This window comes from Streptomyces sp. B15 (genome assembly GCF_018070605.1).
GTDB lineage: Bacteria > Actinomycetota > Actinomycetes > Streptomycetales > Streptomycetaceae > Streptomyces > Streptomyces smyrnaeus.
The window spans coordinates 23,501-40,613 of record NZ_JAGPXJ010000072.1 but is presented as its reverse complement, the minus strand read 5'-3'; the positions used below and the strand labels follow the sequence as shown (position 1 = coordinate 40,613).

At 72.6% G+C, this 17,113-nt stretch carries 16 protein-coding genes; 2 read left to right on the top strand and 14 right to left on the bottom strand.

The features are described from left to right. Positions 1-2: 2 nt before the first annotated feature. Positions 3-263 carry a hypothetical protein gene (locus tag KBY19_RS26640; protein WP_099879240.1) on the top strand — a complete coding sequence of 87 codons (261 nt, stop codon included), beginning with the start codon at positions 3-5 and terminating at the stop codon, positions 261-263. Positions 264-326: 63 nt separating this feature from the next. Here the strand turns inward: KBY19_RS26640 and der are convergent, their stop codons facing one another. The 5 genes from der to aroH form a co-directional block, all read right to left on the bottom strand. After that, the gene (der, locus tag KBY19_RS26635; RefSeq protein WP_099879242.1) at positions 327-1,805 is read right to left on the bottom strand and encodes a ribosome biogenesis GTPase Der; all 1,479 of its coding nucleotides are present in this window, start codon (positions 1,803-1,805) and stop codon (positions 327-329) included. 80 nt (positions 1,806-1,885) lie between these two features. Further along, positions 1,886-2,575, bottom strand: coding sequence for a lysophospholipid acyltransferase family protein (locus KBY19_RS26630; protein ID WP_307843630.1), 690 nt, complete (start codon positions 2,573-2,575; stop codon positions 1,886-1,888). After that, a complete protein-coding gene (gene cmk / locus KBY19_RS26625) occupies positions 2,572-3,306 on the bottom strand; it encodes a (d)CMP kinase (protein WP_307842763.1) in 735 nt (244 codons plus the stop codon). Before cmk ends, KBY19_RS26630 begins: the two co-directional genes overlap by 4 nt. Positions 3,307-3,450: 144 nt before the next feature. Then, positions 3,451-4,560, bottom strand: a complete 1,110-nt coding sequence (locus tag KBY19_RS26620; protein ID WP_099879246.1) for a prephenate dehydrogenase — start codon at positions 4,558-4,560, stop codon at positions 3,451-3,453. Positions 4,561-4,605: 45 nt separating this feature from the next. Further along, on the bottom strand, positions 4,606-4,977 hold the full coding sequence (aroH, locus tag KBY19_RS26615) for a chorismate mutase (protein WP_099879248.1): 372 nt from the start codon (positions 4,975-4,977) through the stop codon (positions 4,606-4,608). Between the two features lie 110 nt (positions 4,978-5,087). Here aroH and KBY19_RS26610 point away from each other — a divergent pair, with 110 nt between their 5' ends. Next, the gene (locus KBY19_RS26610; RefSeq protein WP_099879250.1) at positions 5,088-5,408 is read left to right on the top strand and encodes a DUF952 domain-containing protein; all 321 of its coding nucleotides are present in this window, start codon (positions 5,088-5,090) and stop codon (positions 5,406-5,408) included. A 52-nt stretch (positions 5,409-5,460) separates the two neighbouring features. Here KBY19_RS26610 and KBY19_RS26605 read toward each other — a convergent pair whose 3' ends face one another. The 9 genes from KBY19_RS26605 to KBY19_RS26565 all read right to left on the bottom strand — a co-directional run bounded on the left by KBY19_RS26605 (position 5,461) and on the right by KBY19_RS26565 (position 17,026). Then, positions 5,461-6,702, bottom strand: coding sequence for a pseudouridine synthase (locus KBY19_RS26605; RefSeq protein WP_099879252.1), 1,242 nt, complete (start codon positions 6,700-6,702; stop codon positions 5,461-5,463). Then, the gene (scpB, locus tag KBY19_RS26600) at positions 6,702-7,334 is read right to left on the bottom strand and encodes an SMC-Scp complex subunit ScpB (RefSeq protein ID WP_099886368.1); all 633 of its coding nucleotides are present in this window, start codon (positions 7,332-7,334) and stop codon (positions 6,702-6,704) included. Before scpB ends, KBY19_RS26605 begins: the two co-directional genes overlap by 1 nt. Positions 7,335-7,419: 85 nt before the next feature. Further along, positions 7,420-8,532, bottom strand: coding sequence for a ScpA family protein (locus tag KBY19_RS26595; RefSeq protein WP_185016456.1), 1,113 nt, complete (start codon positions 8,530-8,532; stop codon positions 7,420-7,422). 25 nt (positions 8,533-8,557) lie between these two features. Continuing rightward, complete coding sequence (locus KBY19_RS26590; protein ID WP_185019337.1) at positions 8,558-9,280, bottom strand: hypothetical protein; 723 nt, start codon at positions 9,278-9,280, stop codon at positions 8,558-8,560. Then, positions 9,277-10,482 (bottom strand): ParA family protein, encoded by a 1,206-nt coding sequence (locus tag KBY19_RS26585; protein WP_099879258.1) that lies wholly within the window; start codon positions 10,480-10,482, stop codon positions 9,277-9,279. The genes KBY19_RS26590 and KBY19_RS26585 overlap by 4 nt, the downstream gene beginning before the upstream one ends. Before the next feature lie 382 nt (positions 10,483-10,864). Further along, positions 10,865-11,980, bottom strand: a complete 1,116-nt coding sequence (gene ald, locus KBY19_RS26580) for an alanine dehydrogenase (protein ID WP_099886369.1) — start codon at positions 11,978-11,980, stop codon at positions 10,865-10,867. 216 nt (positions 11,981-12,196) lie between these two features. Next, the gene (locus KBY19_RS26575) at positions 12,197-14,551 is read right to left on the bottom strand and encodes a tetratricopeptide repeat protein (RefSeq protein ID WP_210966852.1); all 2,355 of its coding nucleotides are present in this window, start codon (positions 14,549-14,551) and stop codon (positions 12,197-12,199) included. A gap of 181 nt (positions 14,552-14,732) precedes the next feature. Next, on the bottom strand, positions 14,733-15,371 hold the full coding sequence (locus tag KBY19_RS26570; protein ID WP_099879262.1) for an NUDIX domain-containing protein: 639 nt from the start codon (positions 15,369-15,371) through the stop codon (positions 14,733-14,735). Positions 15,372-15,376: 5 nt separating this feature from the next. Then, the gene (locus KBY19_RS26565) at positions 15,377-17,026 is read right to left on the bottom strand and encodes a CTP synthase (RefSeq protein ID WP_099879264.1); all 1,650 of its coding nucleotides are present in this window, start codon (positions 17,024-17,026) and stop codon (positions 15,377-15,379) included. Positions 17,027-17,113 lie beyond the last annotated feature (87 nt).

Below are 17,113 nucleotides of genomic sequence, written 5' to 3'. Positions count from 1 at the left end.
GGATGCGGACACCGCACAGCTCGTCCCCGGAAGGGTCCACCCCCATCTACGACTCGCTGTACGCGGAGTACCGCAGACTCTTCCGGGCCCTGCCCGGGGACCGTACGGGTGAGGAGGAGCTGCGCTTCGAGGGGTTCGGCACGGTGCACGGCACGGGGACGGGATCGTGGGGCGACCAGGAGGCGTCGGCCGGCTCCTGGCACACCCCCCAATGGCATCTGCCCGCACTGCCCCCGGCCCCCCGCCACGGCCACCAGCACTGAGACCGGCCCGGCGCGGGGCGGGAACGCCCCGGGCCGCGCCGCAGGCGGCGCCGGGGCCTTCCGCTACTTCTTGCGGCCGCGCTTCTCGCGCACCCGCACCGAGATCTGCACCGGCGTCCCCTCGAAGCCGAACTCCTCACGCAGCCGCCGCTCCACGAAGCGGCGGTAGCCGGCCTCCAGGAAGCCGGAGGCGAACAGCACGAAACGCGGCGGCCTGGTCCCGGCCTGGGTGCCGAAGAGGATCCGCGGCTGCTTCCCGCCGCGCACCGGGTGGGGGTGCGCCGCGACGATCTCACCGAGAAAGGCGTTCAGCTTTCCCGTCGGAACCCGGGTCTCCCAGCTCTCCAGCGCCGTCTCGATGGCCGGCACCAGCTTCTCCATGTGCCGGCCGGTGCGCGCCGAGACGTTGACCCGCGGCGCCCAGCGCACCTGGACGAGGTCCCGCTCGATCTCCCGCTCCAGGTAGAAGCGGCGTTCCTCATCCAGGGTGTCCCACTTGTTGTACGCCAGCACCACGGCCCGGCCGGACTCCACGGCCATGGTGACGATGCGCAGGTCCTGCACGCTGATCGACTCGCTGACGTCGATCAGCACGACCGCGACCTCGGCCTTCTCCAGCGCCGCCGCCGTGCGCAGCGAGGCGTAGTAGTCGGCGCCCTCGGTCATATGGACGCGCCGCCTGATGCCCGCCGTGTCGACGAACTTCCAGGTCTTGCCGCCCAGTTCGATCAGCTCGTCCACCGGGTCGCGGGTGGTACCCGCCTGCTCGTTGACGACGACGCGCTCCTCGCCGGCCACCTTGTTCAGCAGCGACGACTTGCCGACGTTGGGGCGGCCGATCAGCGCGATCCGGCGCGGCCCGCCCAGCGGGGCGCCGCCGAAGGTCTGCTGCGGCGCGTCCGGCAGCACCTTGAGCACCTCGTCCAGCATGTCGCCCGTACCGCGCCCGTGCAGCGCCGAGACCGGGTACGGCTCGCCCAGGCCCAGCGACCACAGATAGGCGGCGTCCGCCTCGCCGGAGGGGCCGTCGACCTTGTTGGCACACAGCACCACGGGCTTGCCCGCGCGGCGCAGCAGCTTGACGACGGCCTCGTCGGTGTCGGTGGCGCCCACCATGGCGTCCACCACGAACACCACGGCATCGGCGGCCTCGACGGCGAACTCGGCCTGCGCCGCGACGGAGGCGTCGATGCCCAGGACGTCCTGCTCCCAGCCGCCGGTGTCCACCACCTTGAAGCGGCGGCCCGCCCACTCGGCCTCGTAGGTCACCCGGTCCCTGGTGACGCCCGGGCGGTCCTCCACCACGGCCTCGCGGCGGCCGATGATGCGGTTCACCAGCGTCGACTTGCCGACATTGGGGCGGCCGACGACGGCGAGCACGGGCAGCGGTCCGTGCCCCGCCTCACCGAGCGCGCCCTCGACCTCCTCCTGGTCGAAGCCCTCCTCCGCGGCGAGCTCCATGAACTCGGCGAACTCGGCGTCACCCAGCTCACCGTGGACGTGCTCGGGGCCGTCTTCGGCGGGGTGCATCTGGTCGTTCATGACGTCTCGTCCTCGTCGTTCATCGGGTCTGAACAGCTGCTGCCGGTGCCGCGGCTGCTGGAGCGGTGTTGTGGGTGGGGTTACCGCCCGGCCGGAGGCCGGCAAAGGCCGGTGAGCCGCCTGGCGTCGGTCAGATGCCCGGCGAGCCGCTCCTGGAGCCGCACGGTGGCCTCGTCCAGCGCCGTCCTGGTCCGCCGCCCGGAGCCGTCGCCCACGGTGAACGGGTCACCGAAGACCACATCGATCCGGCTGCGCAGCGGCGGCAGCACCCGTATCAGCCGGCCCGCACGGTCCGCGCTGCCGAGCACCGCGACCGGTACGACGGGTGCCCCGGAGCGCAGCGCGAAGTAGGCCAGCCCGCCACGCAGCGCCGCGAAGTCGCCCTGGCCCCGGGTGCCCTCCGGGAAGATGCCCAGCACCCCGCCGGCCTGCAGCACCGCCAGCGCGTCGGTGACGGCGCCGCGGTCGGCGGCGCTGCGGTCGACCTTGAGCTGGCCGATGCCGCGCAGAAAGGGGTCGAGCGGGCCGATGAACGCCTCCTTCTTGATCAGGAAGTGCACCGGCCGGGGTGCCGTGCCCATCAGCATGGGTCCGTCGACGTTGTGCGCGTGGTTGCCCGCCAGGATCACCGGACCCGTCGCCGGTACCCGCCAGGCACCCAGCACCCGGGGCCGCCACAGCGAGTTCATCAGCCCTATGCCGATCCGGCGGCCGACAGCGGCGCCCCGCTCGCTCGGGGCCCCGCCCGGCGCGGAGTCGCTTCCCGTCACCTGGCAGCCTTCTCCCTGCTCCCAGCGGGACCCGTCTTGCCCGCCGCCGCCTTCTCCACGAGGGTGACGACGCACTCGACGACCTGCTCCAAGGACAGCTCGGTGGTGTCCACCTCGACGGCGTCGTCGGCCTTCTTCAGCGGGGAGGTCTTACGGCTGGAGTCCGCCTTGTCCCGCGCGGCCAGCGCCTGCTGGGTGGCGGCCAGGTCGCTGACGGGCTTGCCGTCGGTGGCCTTCAGCTCCCCGTTGCGGCGGGCGGCCCGGGCCTCGGCCGAGGCGGTGAGGAAGACCTTCAGGTCCGCGTCGGGCAGCACGGTGGTGCCGATGTCCCGGCCCTCGACGACGATGCCGCCGCCCGCCTTCGCCGCGATGGTCCGCTGCAGCTCGGTGATGCGCTCCCGGACCTCGGGCACCGCACTGACCGCGCTGACCGCGGCGGTGACCTCGGGGGTGCGGATCGGACCCGAGGCGTCCACGCCGTCGGCGGAGATCGCCGGGGCGAGCGGGTCGGTGCCCGAGACGATGCTGGGCTTGCCGGCGGCCGCCGCGATCGCGTCGGGGTCGGCCACGTCCACACCGTTGTTCAGCATCCACCAGGTGATCGCCCGGTACTGCGCGCCGGTGTCGAGGTAGCTCAGCCCCAGCTGGGCCGCGACGGCCTTGGAGGTGCTCGACTTGCCCGTGCCGGAGGGGCCGTCGATGGCGACAATCACTGCCGGGGTTGCAGACACGGTTGTGGGCACCTTTCGTGGGTCTGAGGCTCTCGGCGCGCGGCAGCGCACGGGGCGGGCGGGACCGGCCGGGTCCCCGCACAAGGCTACCGGCTGCCACGGACACGCCAGGCCGCGCGTCCGGGCGGGGGCCGGTCGCCGTCGTCACTGCCGCAGCGACCAGCCGCGCTCCCGCAGCTCCTGCTCCAGCACCGGTACCGCGCCCGGCTCCACCATGAGCTGCATATAGCCGGCCTGCTGACCGGTCGCGTGCTCGATGCGGACGTCCTCGATGTTGACGCCCACCGACCCCGCGTCCGCGAAGATCCTGGCCAGCTGTCCGGGGCGGTCGCTGATCAGCACCGTCACGGTCTCGTAGGCGGTCGGCGCCTGGCCGTGCTTGCCCGGGACCCGGGCCCGCCCCGCGTTGCCGCGGCGCAGCAGCGCCTCCACGCCCGCCGCACCGCCGACCCGCTCGGCCTCGTCGGCCGAGTCCAACTCGCGCAGCGCCCGCACCGCCGTGTCCAGGTCGGTCGCCACCTCGGCGAGGATGTCGGCCACCGGGCCCGGGTTGGCGGCCAGGATGTCCACCCACATCCCCGGATCGGAACCCGCGATCCTCGTCACGTCCCGGATGCCCTGGCCGCACAGCCTCACGTCCGTCTCCGCGGCCTCCTCCAGCCGCGCGGCCACCAGGGTGGAGAGCAGCTGCGGGGTGTGCGAGACGAGAGCGACCGCGCGGTCGTGCGCGTCCGCGTCCATCACCACCGGCACGGCCCCGCACAGCGCGATCAGCTCCAGCGCGAGGTTGAGCACCTCGGTGTCGGTGCCCCGGGCGGTGTCGGTGCCCTGGGTGGGGGTGAGCACCCAGGGCCGCCCCTCGAACAGGTCGGCGGTCGCGGCCAGCGGCCCCGACTGCTCCCTGCCCGACATCGGGTGGCTGCCCAGGTACGTCGTCAGATCGCCGCCGAGTGCGATCAGCTCCCGGCGCGGTCCGCCCTTGACGCTGCCCACGTCGATGACCCCGCGGGCGAGGCCCCGGCGCTGCACATCGGCCACGGTCACCGCCAGATGCGCGGGCGGGACGGCCACGATCGCCAGGTCCACGGGTGACCCCGGGGCCGGCTCCCCTTCGATCCCGGCCCCCAGTGCGGCGGCCGTACGGACCCGCTCCGGGTCGCGGTCGCTGAGGTGCACCTTCACTCCCCGCGCGGACAGGGCCAGCGCGGCCGAGGTGCCGATGAGTCCCGTGCCGAGCACGAGGGCGGTGCGCATTGCGAGCGGTGTCCTTCTGCTGCGGATCTCCGCCGAGGCGGATCCTTACTGGGCGATGTCCTTGCGAAGTGCGGCAGCCGCGCCCAGATAGACGTGGTTGATGCCGGACCTGGGCAGTTCGGTCTCCGTGTGAGCCAGGATACGGATGACCCGGGGCATCGCGCCCGCCACCTCGAGTTCCTGTGCGCAGATGAGCGGCACGTCCACGATGCCCAGCTTGCGGGCCGCGGCTGCCGGGAAGTCGCTGTGCAGGTCCGGGGTGGCCGTGAACCAGATGCTGATCAGGTCCTCGGTGGCGAGGTTGTTGCGCTCCAGCACCGTGGTCAGCAACTGGCCGACCCGCTCGTTCATGTGCTCGGCCTCGTCCCGGTCCAGTTGCACCGCGCCGCGCACCGCGCGCACTGCTCGCTCCGCCACCGCCGCTCCTCGTCCTTGCCTGTGCCTGCCTGTGCCTGGCCGGGTCAGGGTAGGTACGGCCACGCGCGGATGTCCGGGCCGCCCGCCCAGTGAGACGGTACAAGTAGGACATGCTCTTCCACGTGGTCCCGCTCGACGACTGGTTGCACGCCCCGGACCGCCCGTACGCGCCGCGCGCGCTGGCCGAGGAGGGGTTCATCCCGTGTACGGCCGACGAGGAGCTGGCACTCGCCGTCGCCGACGCCCACTTCCGTGACGCCGTCGGTCCTGTGATGGCCCTGATGATCGACGAGCGGCGGCTGGACGCCCGCGTGTGCTGGGAGCCCGCACCGCGCATCCATGGGCGGGTCAACAGGTCCGCGGTGGCCGGCATGCTGGAGGTGCGCCGCGATGCCGACGGCCGCGCCGTGGAGTTCGCCCTGTGGTCGTGAGGCCGTGGGGCGCGGGGCCGGCCGGGCCCCTGCCCACCCCGCCGGGCCCTCGCTAGAGGCCGACCTCCCGCATGAGCATGCCGACCTCGGTGTTGGTGAGGCGCCGGAGCCAACCGGACTTCTGGTCACCGAGGGCGATGGGCCCGAAGCGGGTCCGCACGAGCTTGTCCACCGGGAACCCGGCCTCGGCGAGCATCCGGCGCACGATGTGCTTGCGCCCCTCGTGCAGCGAGACCTCGACCAGGTAGTTCTTCCCGGTGTTCTCCACGACCTTGAAGTGGTCGGCGCGGGCGTATCCGTCGTCGAGCCGGATGCCGGACTTCAGCTGCTTGCCGAGGTCCCGCGGCAGCGGCCCCTGGATGGCGGCCAGATAGGTCTTGGTGACGCCGTACCGCGGATGCGTGAGGCGGTGGGCCAGCTCACCGTGGTTGGTGAGCAGGATGAGCCCCTCCGTCTCGGTGTCGAGACGGCCCACGTGGAAGAGCCGGGTCTCCCGGTTCTGCACGTAGTCGCCCAGGCACTGGCGGCCGTCCGGGTCCTCCATGGAGGCGACGACTCCGGCGGGCTTGTTGAGGGCGAAGAAGACGTGCGACTGGGTCGCGATCGTCAGCCCGTCGACCTTGATCTCGTCCTTGTCCGGGTCGACACGCAGCCCCTGCTCGCGGACGATCTCGCCGTTGACCTCGACCCTGGCCTGATCCACGAGCTCCTCGCAGGCGCGCCGGGAGCCCATGCCCGCGCGGGCCAGCACCTTCTGCAGGCGCTCGCCCTCCTGCTCCCCGAAGGTCTTGGGGAGCTTGACCGGCGGCTTGGCGTGCCGGGCCCGGTTGCGCTCCTCGATCTGCGCCTCGTACTCGCGGGGGCGCGCGGGCGCCGAGGCCTTGCGGGCGCGCGCCTTGGGAGCGCCGCTCTTGGTCACGTCCTTGCGCACGTTGCTCTTGGCGCCGCCGGGCTTGCCGCCGGTGCCCTTCGGAGCACCGCTGCGGGGGCCGCCGGCCTTGGGACCGCCGCCCGCCTTGGGGCCACCGCCCGCCTTGGGACCGCCGCCGGGCTTGGCGCCGGGCCCGCCGCCGGGCTTGGCGCCGCCCTGGGTGTAGCGGCGCTCCTCGGGGCGGAGCGGCCGGGCGTCGGAGGAGGACTGCCGCCCTCGCTGCCCGCCCTGGCTCCGCTGGCCTCGTGGGGCGCCCTGCCCGCGCTGGCCGTCCTGCCCGCGCCGGCCCCCCTGGCCGGCGCGGCCCGCGCCGCCCTGCTTGTCGCCTCGGTTACCGCCGGTGTTCCTGCCACTGCTTCGCATCAATGTTCCGTCTGGGAGTCGGGGGAAGGATCGTCTACGTCGAACGACGGCATGCCTTCCTGGGTCTCCCCCTCCACGGCTTCCGCTTCCGGAAGGAAGGGCGCCAGCTCCGGAAGCTCGTCCAGGCCGCGCAGGCCCATCCGCTCCAGAAAGTAATGCGTCGTCCTGTAAAGGATCGCACCTGTTTCGGGTTCCGCGCCCGCCTCCTCCACCAGACCCCGCTGCAGGAGGGTGCGCATCACGCCGTCGCAGTTCACTCCCCGTACGGCCGAGACCCTGGAGCGGCTGACCGGCTGCCGGTAGGCGACCACCGCCAGGGTCTCCAGCGCCGCCTGGGTCAGCCGCGCCTGTTGCCCGTCCAGGACGAAGCGTTCGACCGCGTCCGCGTAGTCACCGCGTGTGTAGAAGCGCCAACCCCCCGCGACCAGCCGCAGTTCGAAGCCGCGGCCCTGGGTCGTGTACTCGTCCGCCAGCTCGCGCAGCGCGTCGGAGACCTCGCGGGGGCGCCGCTCCAGCACCTTGGCCAGATGTTCGGGGGTGGCGGGCTCGTCCACGACCATCAGGACGGCCTCCAGCGCGGGCTTCAGCGGCAGCTGTGCGACCTCGGAGCCTCCGGCGGGGTCCGCGGGCATCCCGCCCGTCTCCGCGGCCGCCTCCTGCACCTCGTAGCCCGCTGCGGCCCCTTCGCTCCCGGGCGCCTCGTCGGGCTCGGTGATCTCAGTCATCCTTGCGCTCCCCTGGCTCCTGGTCGAACTCGTCGGTCACCAGCGGTTCGGTGTCCGCCGTGCCGCTCCATCTGACGAGGAGCGCCCCCAGCGCCTCGTCCTGCTCCAGCGCGACGGCCCGCTCGCGGTACAGCTCCAGCAGCGCGAGGAAGCGGGCGACGACCGTGAGGGTGTCGGGCGCGTCCTCGGTGAGCTCCTGGAAGCTGGCCTCGCCCCGCTCCCGCAGCCGCGCCACGACCACTTCCGCCTGTTCGCGGACGCTGACGAGCGGGGCGTGGATGTGCTCGACGTAGACCTGGGGCTTGGGTTTGGGCCGCATCGCCTTGACGGCCAGTTCGGCGAAACCCTCCGGGCCGACGCTGAGCGCCACTTCGGGCAGCAGCTCGGCGTGCTGCTCCTCCAGGCCGACGGTGCGGGGAAAGCGCCGGGCCTCCTCGTCCAGCCGGGCGGCGAAGATACCGGCGATCTCTTTGTAGGCGCGGTATTGGAGCAGCCGCGCGAAGAGCAGGTCCCGGGCCTCCAGCAGTGCCAGATCGGCCTCGTCCTCCACCTCGGCCTGCGGCAGCAGCCTGGCGGCCTTCAGGTCGAGCAGGGTGGCGGCGACGACCAGGAACTCGGTGGCCTGGTCGAGGTCCCACTCCGGGCCCATGCCGCGGATATGGGCCATGAACTCGTCGGTGACCTTGGAGAGCGCGACTTCGGTGACGTCCAGCTTGTGCTTGGAGATCAGCTGGAGCAACAGGTCGAAGGGGCCCTCGAAGTTGTCCAGGACGACTCTGAATCGGCCGTCGTCGGCCTCCTCCTGCTCGGCCTCCGGGTCAGGCCCGGGCGCCGCCTCCCGCTGCGGCTCGGGCCCGGGTACCTCCGGCTCGGGCGCTGCTTCCGGCTCCGGCTCGGGCTCGGGCTCGGCAACAGGCTGCTGCGGTACGGGCGCTGGAGCGGCCGGGACGGGCACCTTCGGTGCCGCCGCGGACGCCGGTTCCGCCCCGACGACGGGCTCCGGTGGGTCCGCGGTCGCCCGCTCCGACTCGTACGCCGCTCCGGGCCCCCGCCCCAGCGGTCGGCGGGAGCCCCGGCTGCGGAGTGCGTCGTCAGGAGTGGGCATCGCAGGCAGCGTACTGGCAAGCAGGTCAGCGCCCGCGCAACCGCCGTACGAGAATGCTCGCGTCTCCCCGGGATTCGAGATCGGCCAGCACCACGGCGACGGCCTCGCGCACGATCCGCCCGCGGTCGACGGCGAGTCCGTGCTCGCCGCGCAGCACCAGCCGGGCGTGCTCGAGGTCCATCAGTTCCTCGGCCGAGACATAGACGGTGATCTTCTCGTCGTGCCGTTCGCGTCCGCTGGGACGGCGGGCGGCCCGGCCGCGGCGGGAGGAGGCCGCGGGCGCCGCGGAGCCGGTGGAGGACGCGGCAGGAGCGGAAGGGCCCGTCGCCTGGCGGCCCTTGGCCCCGCTGCCGCGGCGGCCGGTCCGCTCGGCGGGTGCGGGAACGGCCTGTTGGGGCGAGGCGGCCGGACGCTGCTCGTCCGTCCTGGTCCCGCCGCGCGTGCCGCGGGCCGTGCGCCGGCCGCCGTTGGCCGACTCGTTCCCCGCGTAGCCCCCGAAGTCGCCGCCGGCCTCGGCCGTCGGCTGCTGTTCGGCGGCGTCGGCCTCCGGGTCGGGCTCGGAGGCGGGTGCGGGCACCTTGGGGCCACGGGACGAGGCGGCTGCCGAGGGACCCGCCGACGGCTGGGCCGACGGCGTCCCCCCGTTCGCCTGCCCGACCTGCGCGGGCTCCTCCTGCTGCGGCGCCGAGGACTGTACGGCGGCACCGCCGGTCGTACGGAACAGTTCGTCGGCTGCCGGGAGACTCACTCGGCGTGGCACCGGGCGAGCACCTCCCTGGCGAGCTGGCGATAGGCGGCGGCACCGACGGAGTTGGAGGCGTACGTCGTGATCGGCTCGCCCGCGACGGTGGTCTCGGGGAAGCGGACGGTGCGCCCGATGACGGTGTGGTAGACGTTGTCGTCGAACGCCTCCACGACCCGCGCGAGCACTTCACGGCTGTGCACCGTTCGCGAGTCGTACATCGTCGCCAGGATGCCGTCCAGTTCGAGCTGCGGGTTGAGCCGCTCCTGGACCTTCTCGATCGTCTCGGTCAGCAGCGCGACACCGCGCAGTGCGAAGAACTCGCACTCCAGCGGAACGATCACCTTGTGCGCCGCGGTGAGGGCGTTGACGGTGAGCAGACCGAGCGAGGGCTGGCAGTCGATGACGATGAAGTCGTAGTCGTTGAGCAGCGGGCCCAGGGCGCGCTGGAGCGTCGACTCGCGGGCCACTTCGCTGACGAGCTGCACCTCGGCCGCCGACAGGTCGATGTTGCTCGGCAGCAGGTCCATCCCGGCGACCGCGGTCTTGAGCAGCACCTCGTCCGGGGCCAGGCCGCGCTCCATCAGGAGGTTGTAGACCGTCAGGTCCAGCTCCATCGGGTTGACGCCGAGGCCGACGGAGAGGGCGCCCTGCGGGTCGAAGTCGACGAGCAGCACCCGCCGTCCGTACTCGGCCAGCGCCGCGCCCAGGTTGATGGTCGAGGTCGTCTTGCCGACCCCGCCCTTCTGGTTGCACATCGCGATGATCTTGGCCGGGCCGTGCTCGTTCACCGGGCCCGGGATCGGGAAGTACGGCAGCGGGCGCCCGGTCGGACCGATGCGCTCCCGCCGCTGGCGCGCGGCGTCGGGCGCGAGCGTGGCCGCGTACTCCGGATCGGGTTCGTATTCCGCGTCCGGATCGTAGAAGTGACCCTCGGGCAGTTCGCCGTAGGCGGGGTCGTAGTGCGGGTCACTGTAGTCGGCGAAACGCTCGGCGGACTGACCGTTCGCAGCGTCGCCGGCCGTGGCGTTCACGTGTTGGCCGTCCGTGCTCTGGTTGGCTGTCATGGGCGTCGGGTTCTGGTGGGCTGCGAAGGTGCGGACAGCGACGGAGCCGACACCCTCGGGTCCTGTGGGACCTGAGGACCCCTGGCCTCGTACAGGCGCTCCTGGTTGACCACCCCCGGGAGAAAATGTCGACTCGTTCACAAGTCGTCGTACCTCCAATGGTGACCAGGAAATTTCTCGACTAGTCAGCGTGACACCATGCCGACGGTTGGCGACTCTATGGCGTGTCGGCGGTCCGCAGCAACACAATCCGCCTCAGACGGCCCGATGTGTCGGTATGCGGGCCCCCTGATGTCAAGAGGCTCCCGGGTGACGTCCGGGTGGTTTCCCGGGTGAGCAAAAAGGTCGGACAGTTACGTTACGGGCAAGTCGGGTCGCCGTCTCGCGGACACGACGACGTCACCGTCCGGACCTTCCCTCCAAGGTCCGGACGGTGACGTGAGGTTGCCGACGTTGACGCCGGGGGTTGACCCCGGCCGGGCCCTGTCCCGGCCCTCGCGCCGGCCCGCCGGTCGGCCGGGGCTCAGCCCAGCAGCGTCGCGATGTCGCGCACCGGCATCTCGTGCGCCTCGCCGACCGGGCCGTAAGTGAGCTCCCCGTCATGCGCGTTGAGGCCCTTGGCCAGCGCCGGGTCGCGGCGCAGCGCCTCCCGCCAGCCGCGGTTGGCCAGTTCCACGATGTAGGGCAGCGTGGCGTTGGTCAGCGCGTGGGTGGAGGTGTTGGGCACGGCGCCGGGCATGTTGGCGACGCAGTAGAAGACCGAGTCGTGGACGCGGAAGGTCGGCTCGGCGTGGGTGGTCGGCCGCGAGTCCTCGAAGCAGCCGCCCTGGTCGATCGCGATGTCGACAAGAACACTTCCCGGCTTCATCCGCGAGACGAGGTCGTTGCTGATCAGCTTCGGCGCCTTGGCACCAGGGATCAGCACGGCACCCACGACCAGGTCGGCCTCCAGCACCGCCCGCTCCAGCTCGAAGGCGTTGGAGGTGATGGTGCGCACCCGGTTGCCGAAGATCTTGTCGGCCTCGCGGAGCTTGTTGACGTCCTTGTCGAGCAGCGTGACGTGGAAGCCGAGACCGACGGCGATCTGGGTGGCGTTCCAGCCGGAGACGCCGCCGCCGATGACCACCGCGCGGCCCGGGTTCACTCCGGGCACACCGCCGGGCAGCACTCCGCGGCCGCCGGCGGAGGCCATCAGGTGGTAGGCGCCGACCTGCGGGGCGATCCGGCCCGCGACCTCGGACATCGGGGCCAGCAGCGGCAGCGTCCGGTTGGCCGGCTCGACCGTCTCGTAGGCGATGGCCGTGGTGCCCGACGCCAGCAGCGCGTCGGTGCACTCGCGGGAGGCGGCGAGGTGGAGGTAGGTGAAGAGCGTCTGGTCCTTGCGGAGCCTGTGGTACTCCTCGGCCACCGGCTCCTTGACCTTCAGCAGCAGGTCGGCGGTGGCCCACACCTCGTCGGCCGTCCCCAGGATGGTGGCGCCGGCGGCGGTGTACTCCGCGTCGGGGATGGAGGAGCCGGCTCCGGCCTCCTGCTCCACGAACACCTCGTGACCGTTCCGCACCAGCTCGTTGACCCCGGCCGGGGTGATGGCGACACGGAACTCGTTGTTCTTGACCTCGCGGGGGATACCGACCTTCACGTCGATCACGGTCCTTCACTCAGGGTGCAGAAGGCAGAGAAAGCCGGGTCGCGCATGCTCGAAAACACCGGGGGGACCGCGGCTCGACCAGTCTAATGAAGGAAGCTGAGCTGTCCAGCCTTACAAAGGGTCGATCTTTTTCGAGATTGCTATACGTTTCGCAGGTTGCTGATGGGGAGGCGCGACGCAGCCGTTGTCAGCGCCGCGGGCGGTCGCTCAGTGACCCTCGCCACCGCCGTCCGCCGGGTACCCACCACGCGGTTCCGCCTCTCCCGCTGGGAACCCGCGCTCCCCCGCCCGCACCGGCTCCGACGTCCCCGCACGGGCCGGCTCGGCCGCCGCCCTCCCCGGTTCCGCATCCGGCCACACGTCCTGCGCCTCGGCCCGCGCCGCCGCCGGACCGAGCAGCCGGGCGGCCGCCGCACGGTGCCGCTGGGCCGCCCGCAGACTCCCCGCCCGGCCGCAGGCGTCGGCGGCCCGCAGCTGGAGCGCCGCCTCCAGCCGGACGTCCCCCGCGCCCCGCGACACCTCCAGCGCCTGGCCGAACGTACGCAGCGCCTCCTGCGGCCGGCCCGCGAACTCCTGCACCCGGGCCGCCTCCGCCAGCGCCCGGGCCTGGGCACCCTGGTCCTGGAGCCTGCGGAACGCCGCCGCCGAGGCCCGCCAGGCCCGCAGCGCCTCCTCCCAGCGCTCCGCCCGGGCATGGACGGCACCGATCCGGCCGTGCAGCCGCGCCGTCGCCTCCCGGTCGGCACGCTCGTCACGGGACAGCCGCAGGGCCAGCGCCCTGCCGTACCAGTCGGCGGCCCGGTCCCAGTCGCCCAGCTCCGCGTAGCCGCCGCCCAGCGACTCCAGTGCCCGGCCCGCGACCCGCTCGTCGCCGCCCTGGCGGGCCGCGTCCAGCGCGGTGCGGTAGCGGACGAGGGCGTCCTCCAGACGGTCGGTCTGCGCGTCGAGATCGCCGAGGTTGAGCAGCGCGGCGGCGCGCTCCCGGTGCATCCGGTTGCGCTCGGCGACCCGCAGCACCAGCTCGTGCAGCCGGTACAGCTCCGGCTCGGCCTCCTCGGGCGCGCAGTGCGCGTCCAGCGCGCGGGCCAGCGCCGAGACCAGACGGCGGGCCAGGGTGTCGAGCTCCCCACCGCCCTCCGCGACGGCCATCCGGGCCGCCGACAGCAGCGCCGGACGGCGCACCTCCAGCCAGTTCCGCGCCTCCAGCGGGTGCAGGAAGCGCAGCGCTCGCGGCATCCCCGCCAACTGCCTGCGCGCCTCGGACCCGGCCGGTTCGCACACCGCGCTGCACGCCTGGAGCCGGCGCACCAGCCGCTCCAGCATCCGGGCCCGGGCCAGCAGCACCTCTTCCGGCCGCTCGTGCGCCGCCAGCCGGGCCCGCAGCAGCGGATCCAGACACCCGGGCACCTGGTAGCGGTCGCCGTCGAGCGGACGCAGCAGACCCAGCCGTACGTACTCCTGCAGGGCGGAGTGCGCGGTGCTCATCGAGCAGCCGCCGAGCGCCGAGGCCAGCTGGGGTTCGACGATCCCGGCCGGTGCGAGAGCGAGCAACCGCAGCAGCCGCGCGAGCGGCTGCGAGAGGGAGTCGTGGACGAGCCGGAAGGCCCGCGCCAGCGGTGCGGGAGACCGCGGCGCGACGGGCTGGGCGAACTCCTCGTCGTCCGGCTCCACCGGCTCACCGGGCACGCCCGGCCCGCCCGGCCCGCCGGAACCGCCGGGATCGCTCCGGGCCAGCATCCTCGTGGCTTCGAGCACCGAGAGCTTGGTGTGCGCACCCAGCCAGCCGCCCAGCAGGGTGAGCGCCGCCGGGAGACCGCCGCACTGCTCGGCCAGCACCTCCGCGCTGCGCGGGTCGACGGTGATCCGGGGCGAGGAGCCCGCACGCCGGGCCAGCAGGGCGACGGCCGCGGACCGGTCGAGACCGCCGAGGGCGCAGGGGCGCACATCGGGCACGTCGGTGAGGGGCCCGGAGGAGACGGCGACGACGAGACAGTCCCGGTTCTCCGGCGCCAGGTCGAGCACCTGGTCGGAGTGGGCCACGTCGTCGAGCAGCAGGATCGTACGGCCGCGGCGGGTGAGGGCGGTGCGCAAGGCCTCGGCGACAACGGCTTCGTCGGCGCCGGGCGGTGGCACCGCGACGGGGAGGGCTTCCGCCGGGTTCTCGCCGGTCTTCCCGGCCTCCGCGGCGTTCCCGGCGTTTGCAGCGTTTCCGGTGTCCCCGGCGTGGGGCGTGCCCAGCCGGGAGAGGGCCGCCAGCAGGTCGCGTGCCGCGCGCTCGACGGGCACCGGGGTACCGCCCGGCTCGGTGAGGCGCGCCCGCAGCACTCCGCCCGGATAGCGGTCGGCGATCCGCCCGACGAACTCTTCCGCCAGCGCGGTGCGGCCGGAGCCGGGGGCCCCGGCGATCAGCAGCACCCGGCTCTGCGCGGGAGGGTGACCGGAGAGCGTGTGCAGCCCGGCACGTTCGATGTCCTCGCGCAGTGCGCGAAGTTCGCGGTCGCGGCCGGTGAACGGGCGGGGGCCCGGCCCCGCGGTCGTGGGCTGCACCGCCTGATCTGTCACGGGCTACGCTCCCGTTCGCTGTTCACCTGGTGTGTGCGCGGACGAATGCTGCGAGCGTAGTTCACCGCGTGGTGCGCACCGGCGCCCATGGCGGCCGCGCCCGTCCCGAAAATCACCACATCGGCTCAGGTGACCTTCCCCCCGCCCCGCCCCTGAACGGGACGGGGCCGGGGAGGGAGGGTCACATCGGGTCGAAGGGCCGCGCGGGCCACGGCGCTTGGGCGGGCCGCAGCGCGCCCAGGCCACCGCCGCTGCTCAGCGCGGCGCTCAGCGCCAGGCACCCGACCACCAGGCAGTTGTTGTGCAGCTGCCCGGCGAGCGCGCCCCGTACCAGCTCCTCCAGCGGCACCCTGGCCAGCTCCATCTCGGCCTCCTCCTCGGAGACCTCGAAGCGCTCGCCCTCCACCTCGGACAGCTGGCGGGCCAGGAAGATCCGTACGGCCTCGTCGGTGCCGCCGGGCGAGGTGTAGACGTCGACGAGGACGCGCCAGTCCTCGGCCTTGACGTGGGCCTCCTCGTACAGCTCGCGTTCCGCCGCCGCCAGCGGGTTCTCGCCGGGCACATCGAGCAGTCCGGCCGGGATCTCCCACAGCTTCTCGCGGACGGGGTGCCGGTACTGGCTGAGGACCAGTACGTGGTCCTGGTCGTCGAGGGCCAGGATGGCGACCGACCCGGGGTGGGTCTGGTAGTCACGGCTGACGACGGAGCCGTCCGGCATGACGACCCGGTCGGTGCGGACCCCGGTCTTGTTGCCCTGGAACGGGGTGGAGGTCGCGGTGACCTCCCACTCCTCGGGAGTGTCGGCGATACGGCTGGCCATGGCGCTCACTCTCCCTGCTGGCGTTCGACGGCGGCCTTGACCAGGCCGGCGAAGAGCGGGTGCGGCCGGGTCGGGCGGGAGCGCAGCTCCGGGTGGGCCTGGGTGGCCACCAGATAGGGGTGGACCTCGCGCGGGTACTCGACGTACTCGACCAGCTTGTTGTCGGGCGAGGTGCCGGAGAAGACCAGCCCGGCCTTCTTCTCCAGCTCGGTGCGGTAGTGGTTGTTGACCTCGTACCGGTGGCGGTGGCGCTCCTCGACGTAGGGCTCACCGCCGTAGGTCTCGCGCACGATGGAGCCCTCGGCGAGCTTGGCCGGGTACATGCCCAGCCGCATGGTGCCGCCCATGTCGCCCTCACCGGCGACGATGTCGAGCTGCTCCTCCATGGTGGAGACGACCGGGTGCGCGGTGGACTGGTCGAACTCGGTGGAGTTGGCGTCCTTGATACCGGCCAGGTTGCGGGCGCCCTCGATCACGATGCACTGCAGGCCCAGGCAGAGGCCGAGCAGCGGGACGCGGTTCTCACGGGCGTAGGTGATGGCGCCGACCTTGCCGTCCACGCCGCGTTCGCCGAAGCCGCCGGGAATGCAGACGGCGTCGCAGTCCCCGAGCTCCCGCTTGGCGCCCTCGGGAGTGCGGCAGTCGTCGGAGGTGACCCACTTGATCTTGACACGGGCCCGGTTGGCGAAGCCGCCCGCGCGCAGCGCCTCGGTGACCGACAGATAGGCGTCGGGCAGGTCGATGTACTTGCCGACCAGCGCGACCGTCACCTCGTGGTCGGGCTGGTGGACGCGGCGCAGCAGGTCGTCCCACTGGGTCCAGTCCACGTCGCGGAAGGGCAGGTCCAGCTTGCGCACGACGTAGGCGTCCAGGCCCTCGGTGTGCAGGACCTTGGGGATGTCGTAGATGGAGCGGGCGTCCTTGCAGGCGACCACGGCGGCGTCGTCCACGTCGCACATCAGCCCGATCTTCCGCTTGATGGAGACGGGCACGTCCCGGTCGGCCCGCAGCACGATGGCGTCCGGCTGGATGCCGATGTTGCGCAGCGCGGCGACCGAGTGCTGGGTGGGCTTGGTCTTCAGCTCGCCGGAGGGCCCGATGTAGGGCAGCAGCGAGATGTGCACGACGAAGACGTTGTCGCGCCCGACCTCGTGCCGCACCTGGCGGACGGCCTCCAGGAAGGGCAGCGACTCGATGTCGCCGACGGTGCCGCCGACCTCGGTGATCACGACATCCACGTCGTCGGTGGCCATCCGGCGGATGCGGTGCTTGATCTCGTTGGTGATGTGCGGGATGACCTGCACGGTGTCGCCCAGGTACTCGCCGCGCCGCTCCTTGGCGATGACCGTGGAGTAGACCTGGCCCGTGGTCACGTTGGCGCTGCCGTCGAGGTCGACGTCGAGGAAGCGCTCGTAGTGGCCGATGTCCAGATCGGTCTCGGCGCCGTCGTTGGTGACGAACACCTCACCGTGCTGGAAGGGGTTCATCGTGCCCGGGTCGACGTTCAGATAGGGGTCGAGCTTCTGCATGGTGACCCGCAGGCCGCGCGCCTTCAGGAGCGCGCCCAGGCTGGAGGCGGTGAGCCCCTTGCCGAGCGAGGAGGCGACACCCCCGGTGACGAAGAGGTGCTTGGTCGTCATGGACGTAGGCGGCATGGCCAAGAGGGGGCTCCCGTGGTCGCTTGGTGGGGTGCGGAGGCTGGCATCCTGGGAGTGTCCTGAAGGGCTTCCCGGGGTGGCCTC

Excerpts from the sequence above, each read along its gene's own strand:
- KBY19_RS26640 (WP_099879240.1), top strand. The coding sequence starts at position 3 with ATGCGGACACCGCACAGCTCGTCCCCGGAAGGGTCCACCCCCATCTAC.
- der (WP_099879242.1), bottom strand. The coding sequence starts at position 1,805 with ATGAACGACCAGATGCACCCCGCCGAAGACGGCCCCGAGCACGTCCAC.
- KBY19_RS26620 (WP_099879246.1), bottom strand. The coding sequence starts at position 4,560 with ATGCGCACCGCCCTCGTGCTCGGCACGGGACTCATCGGCACCTCGGCC.
- KBY19_RS26610 (WP_099879250.1), top strand. The coding sequence starts at position 5,088 with ATGCTCTTCCACGTGGTCCCGCTCGACGACTGGTTGCACGCCCCGGAC.
- KBY19_RS26605 (WP_099879252.1), bottom strand. The coding sequence starts at position 6,702 with ATGCGAAGCAGTGGCAGGAACACCGGCGGTAACCGAGGCGACAAGCAG.
- scpB (WP_099886368.1), bottom strand. The coding sequence starts at position 7,334 with ATGCCCGCGGACCCCGCCGGAGGCTCCGAGGTCGCACAGCTGCCGCTG.
- KBY19_RS26595 (WP_185016456.1), bottom strand. The coding sequence starts at position 8,532 with ATGCCCACTCCTGACGACGCACTCCGCAGCCGGGGCTCCCGCCGACCG.
- KBY19_RS26570 (WP_099879262.1), bottom strand. The coding sequence starts at position 15,371 with ATGGCCAGCCGTATCGCCGACACTCCCGAGGAGTGGGAGGTCACCGCG.
- KBY19_RS26565 (WP_099879264.1), bottom strand. The coding sequence starts at position 17,026 with ATGCCGCCTACGTCCATGACGACCAAGCACCTCTTCGTCACCGGGGGT.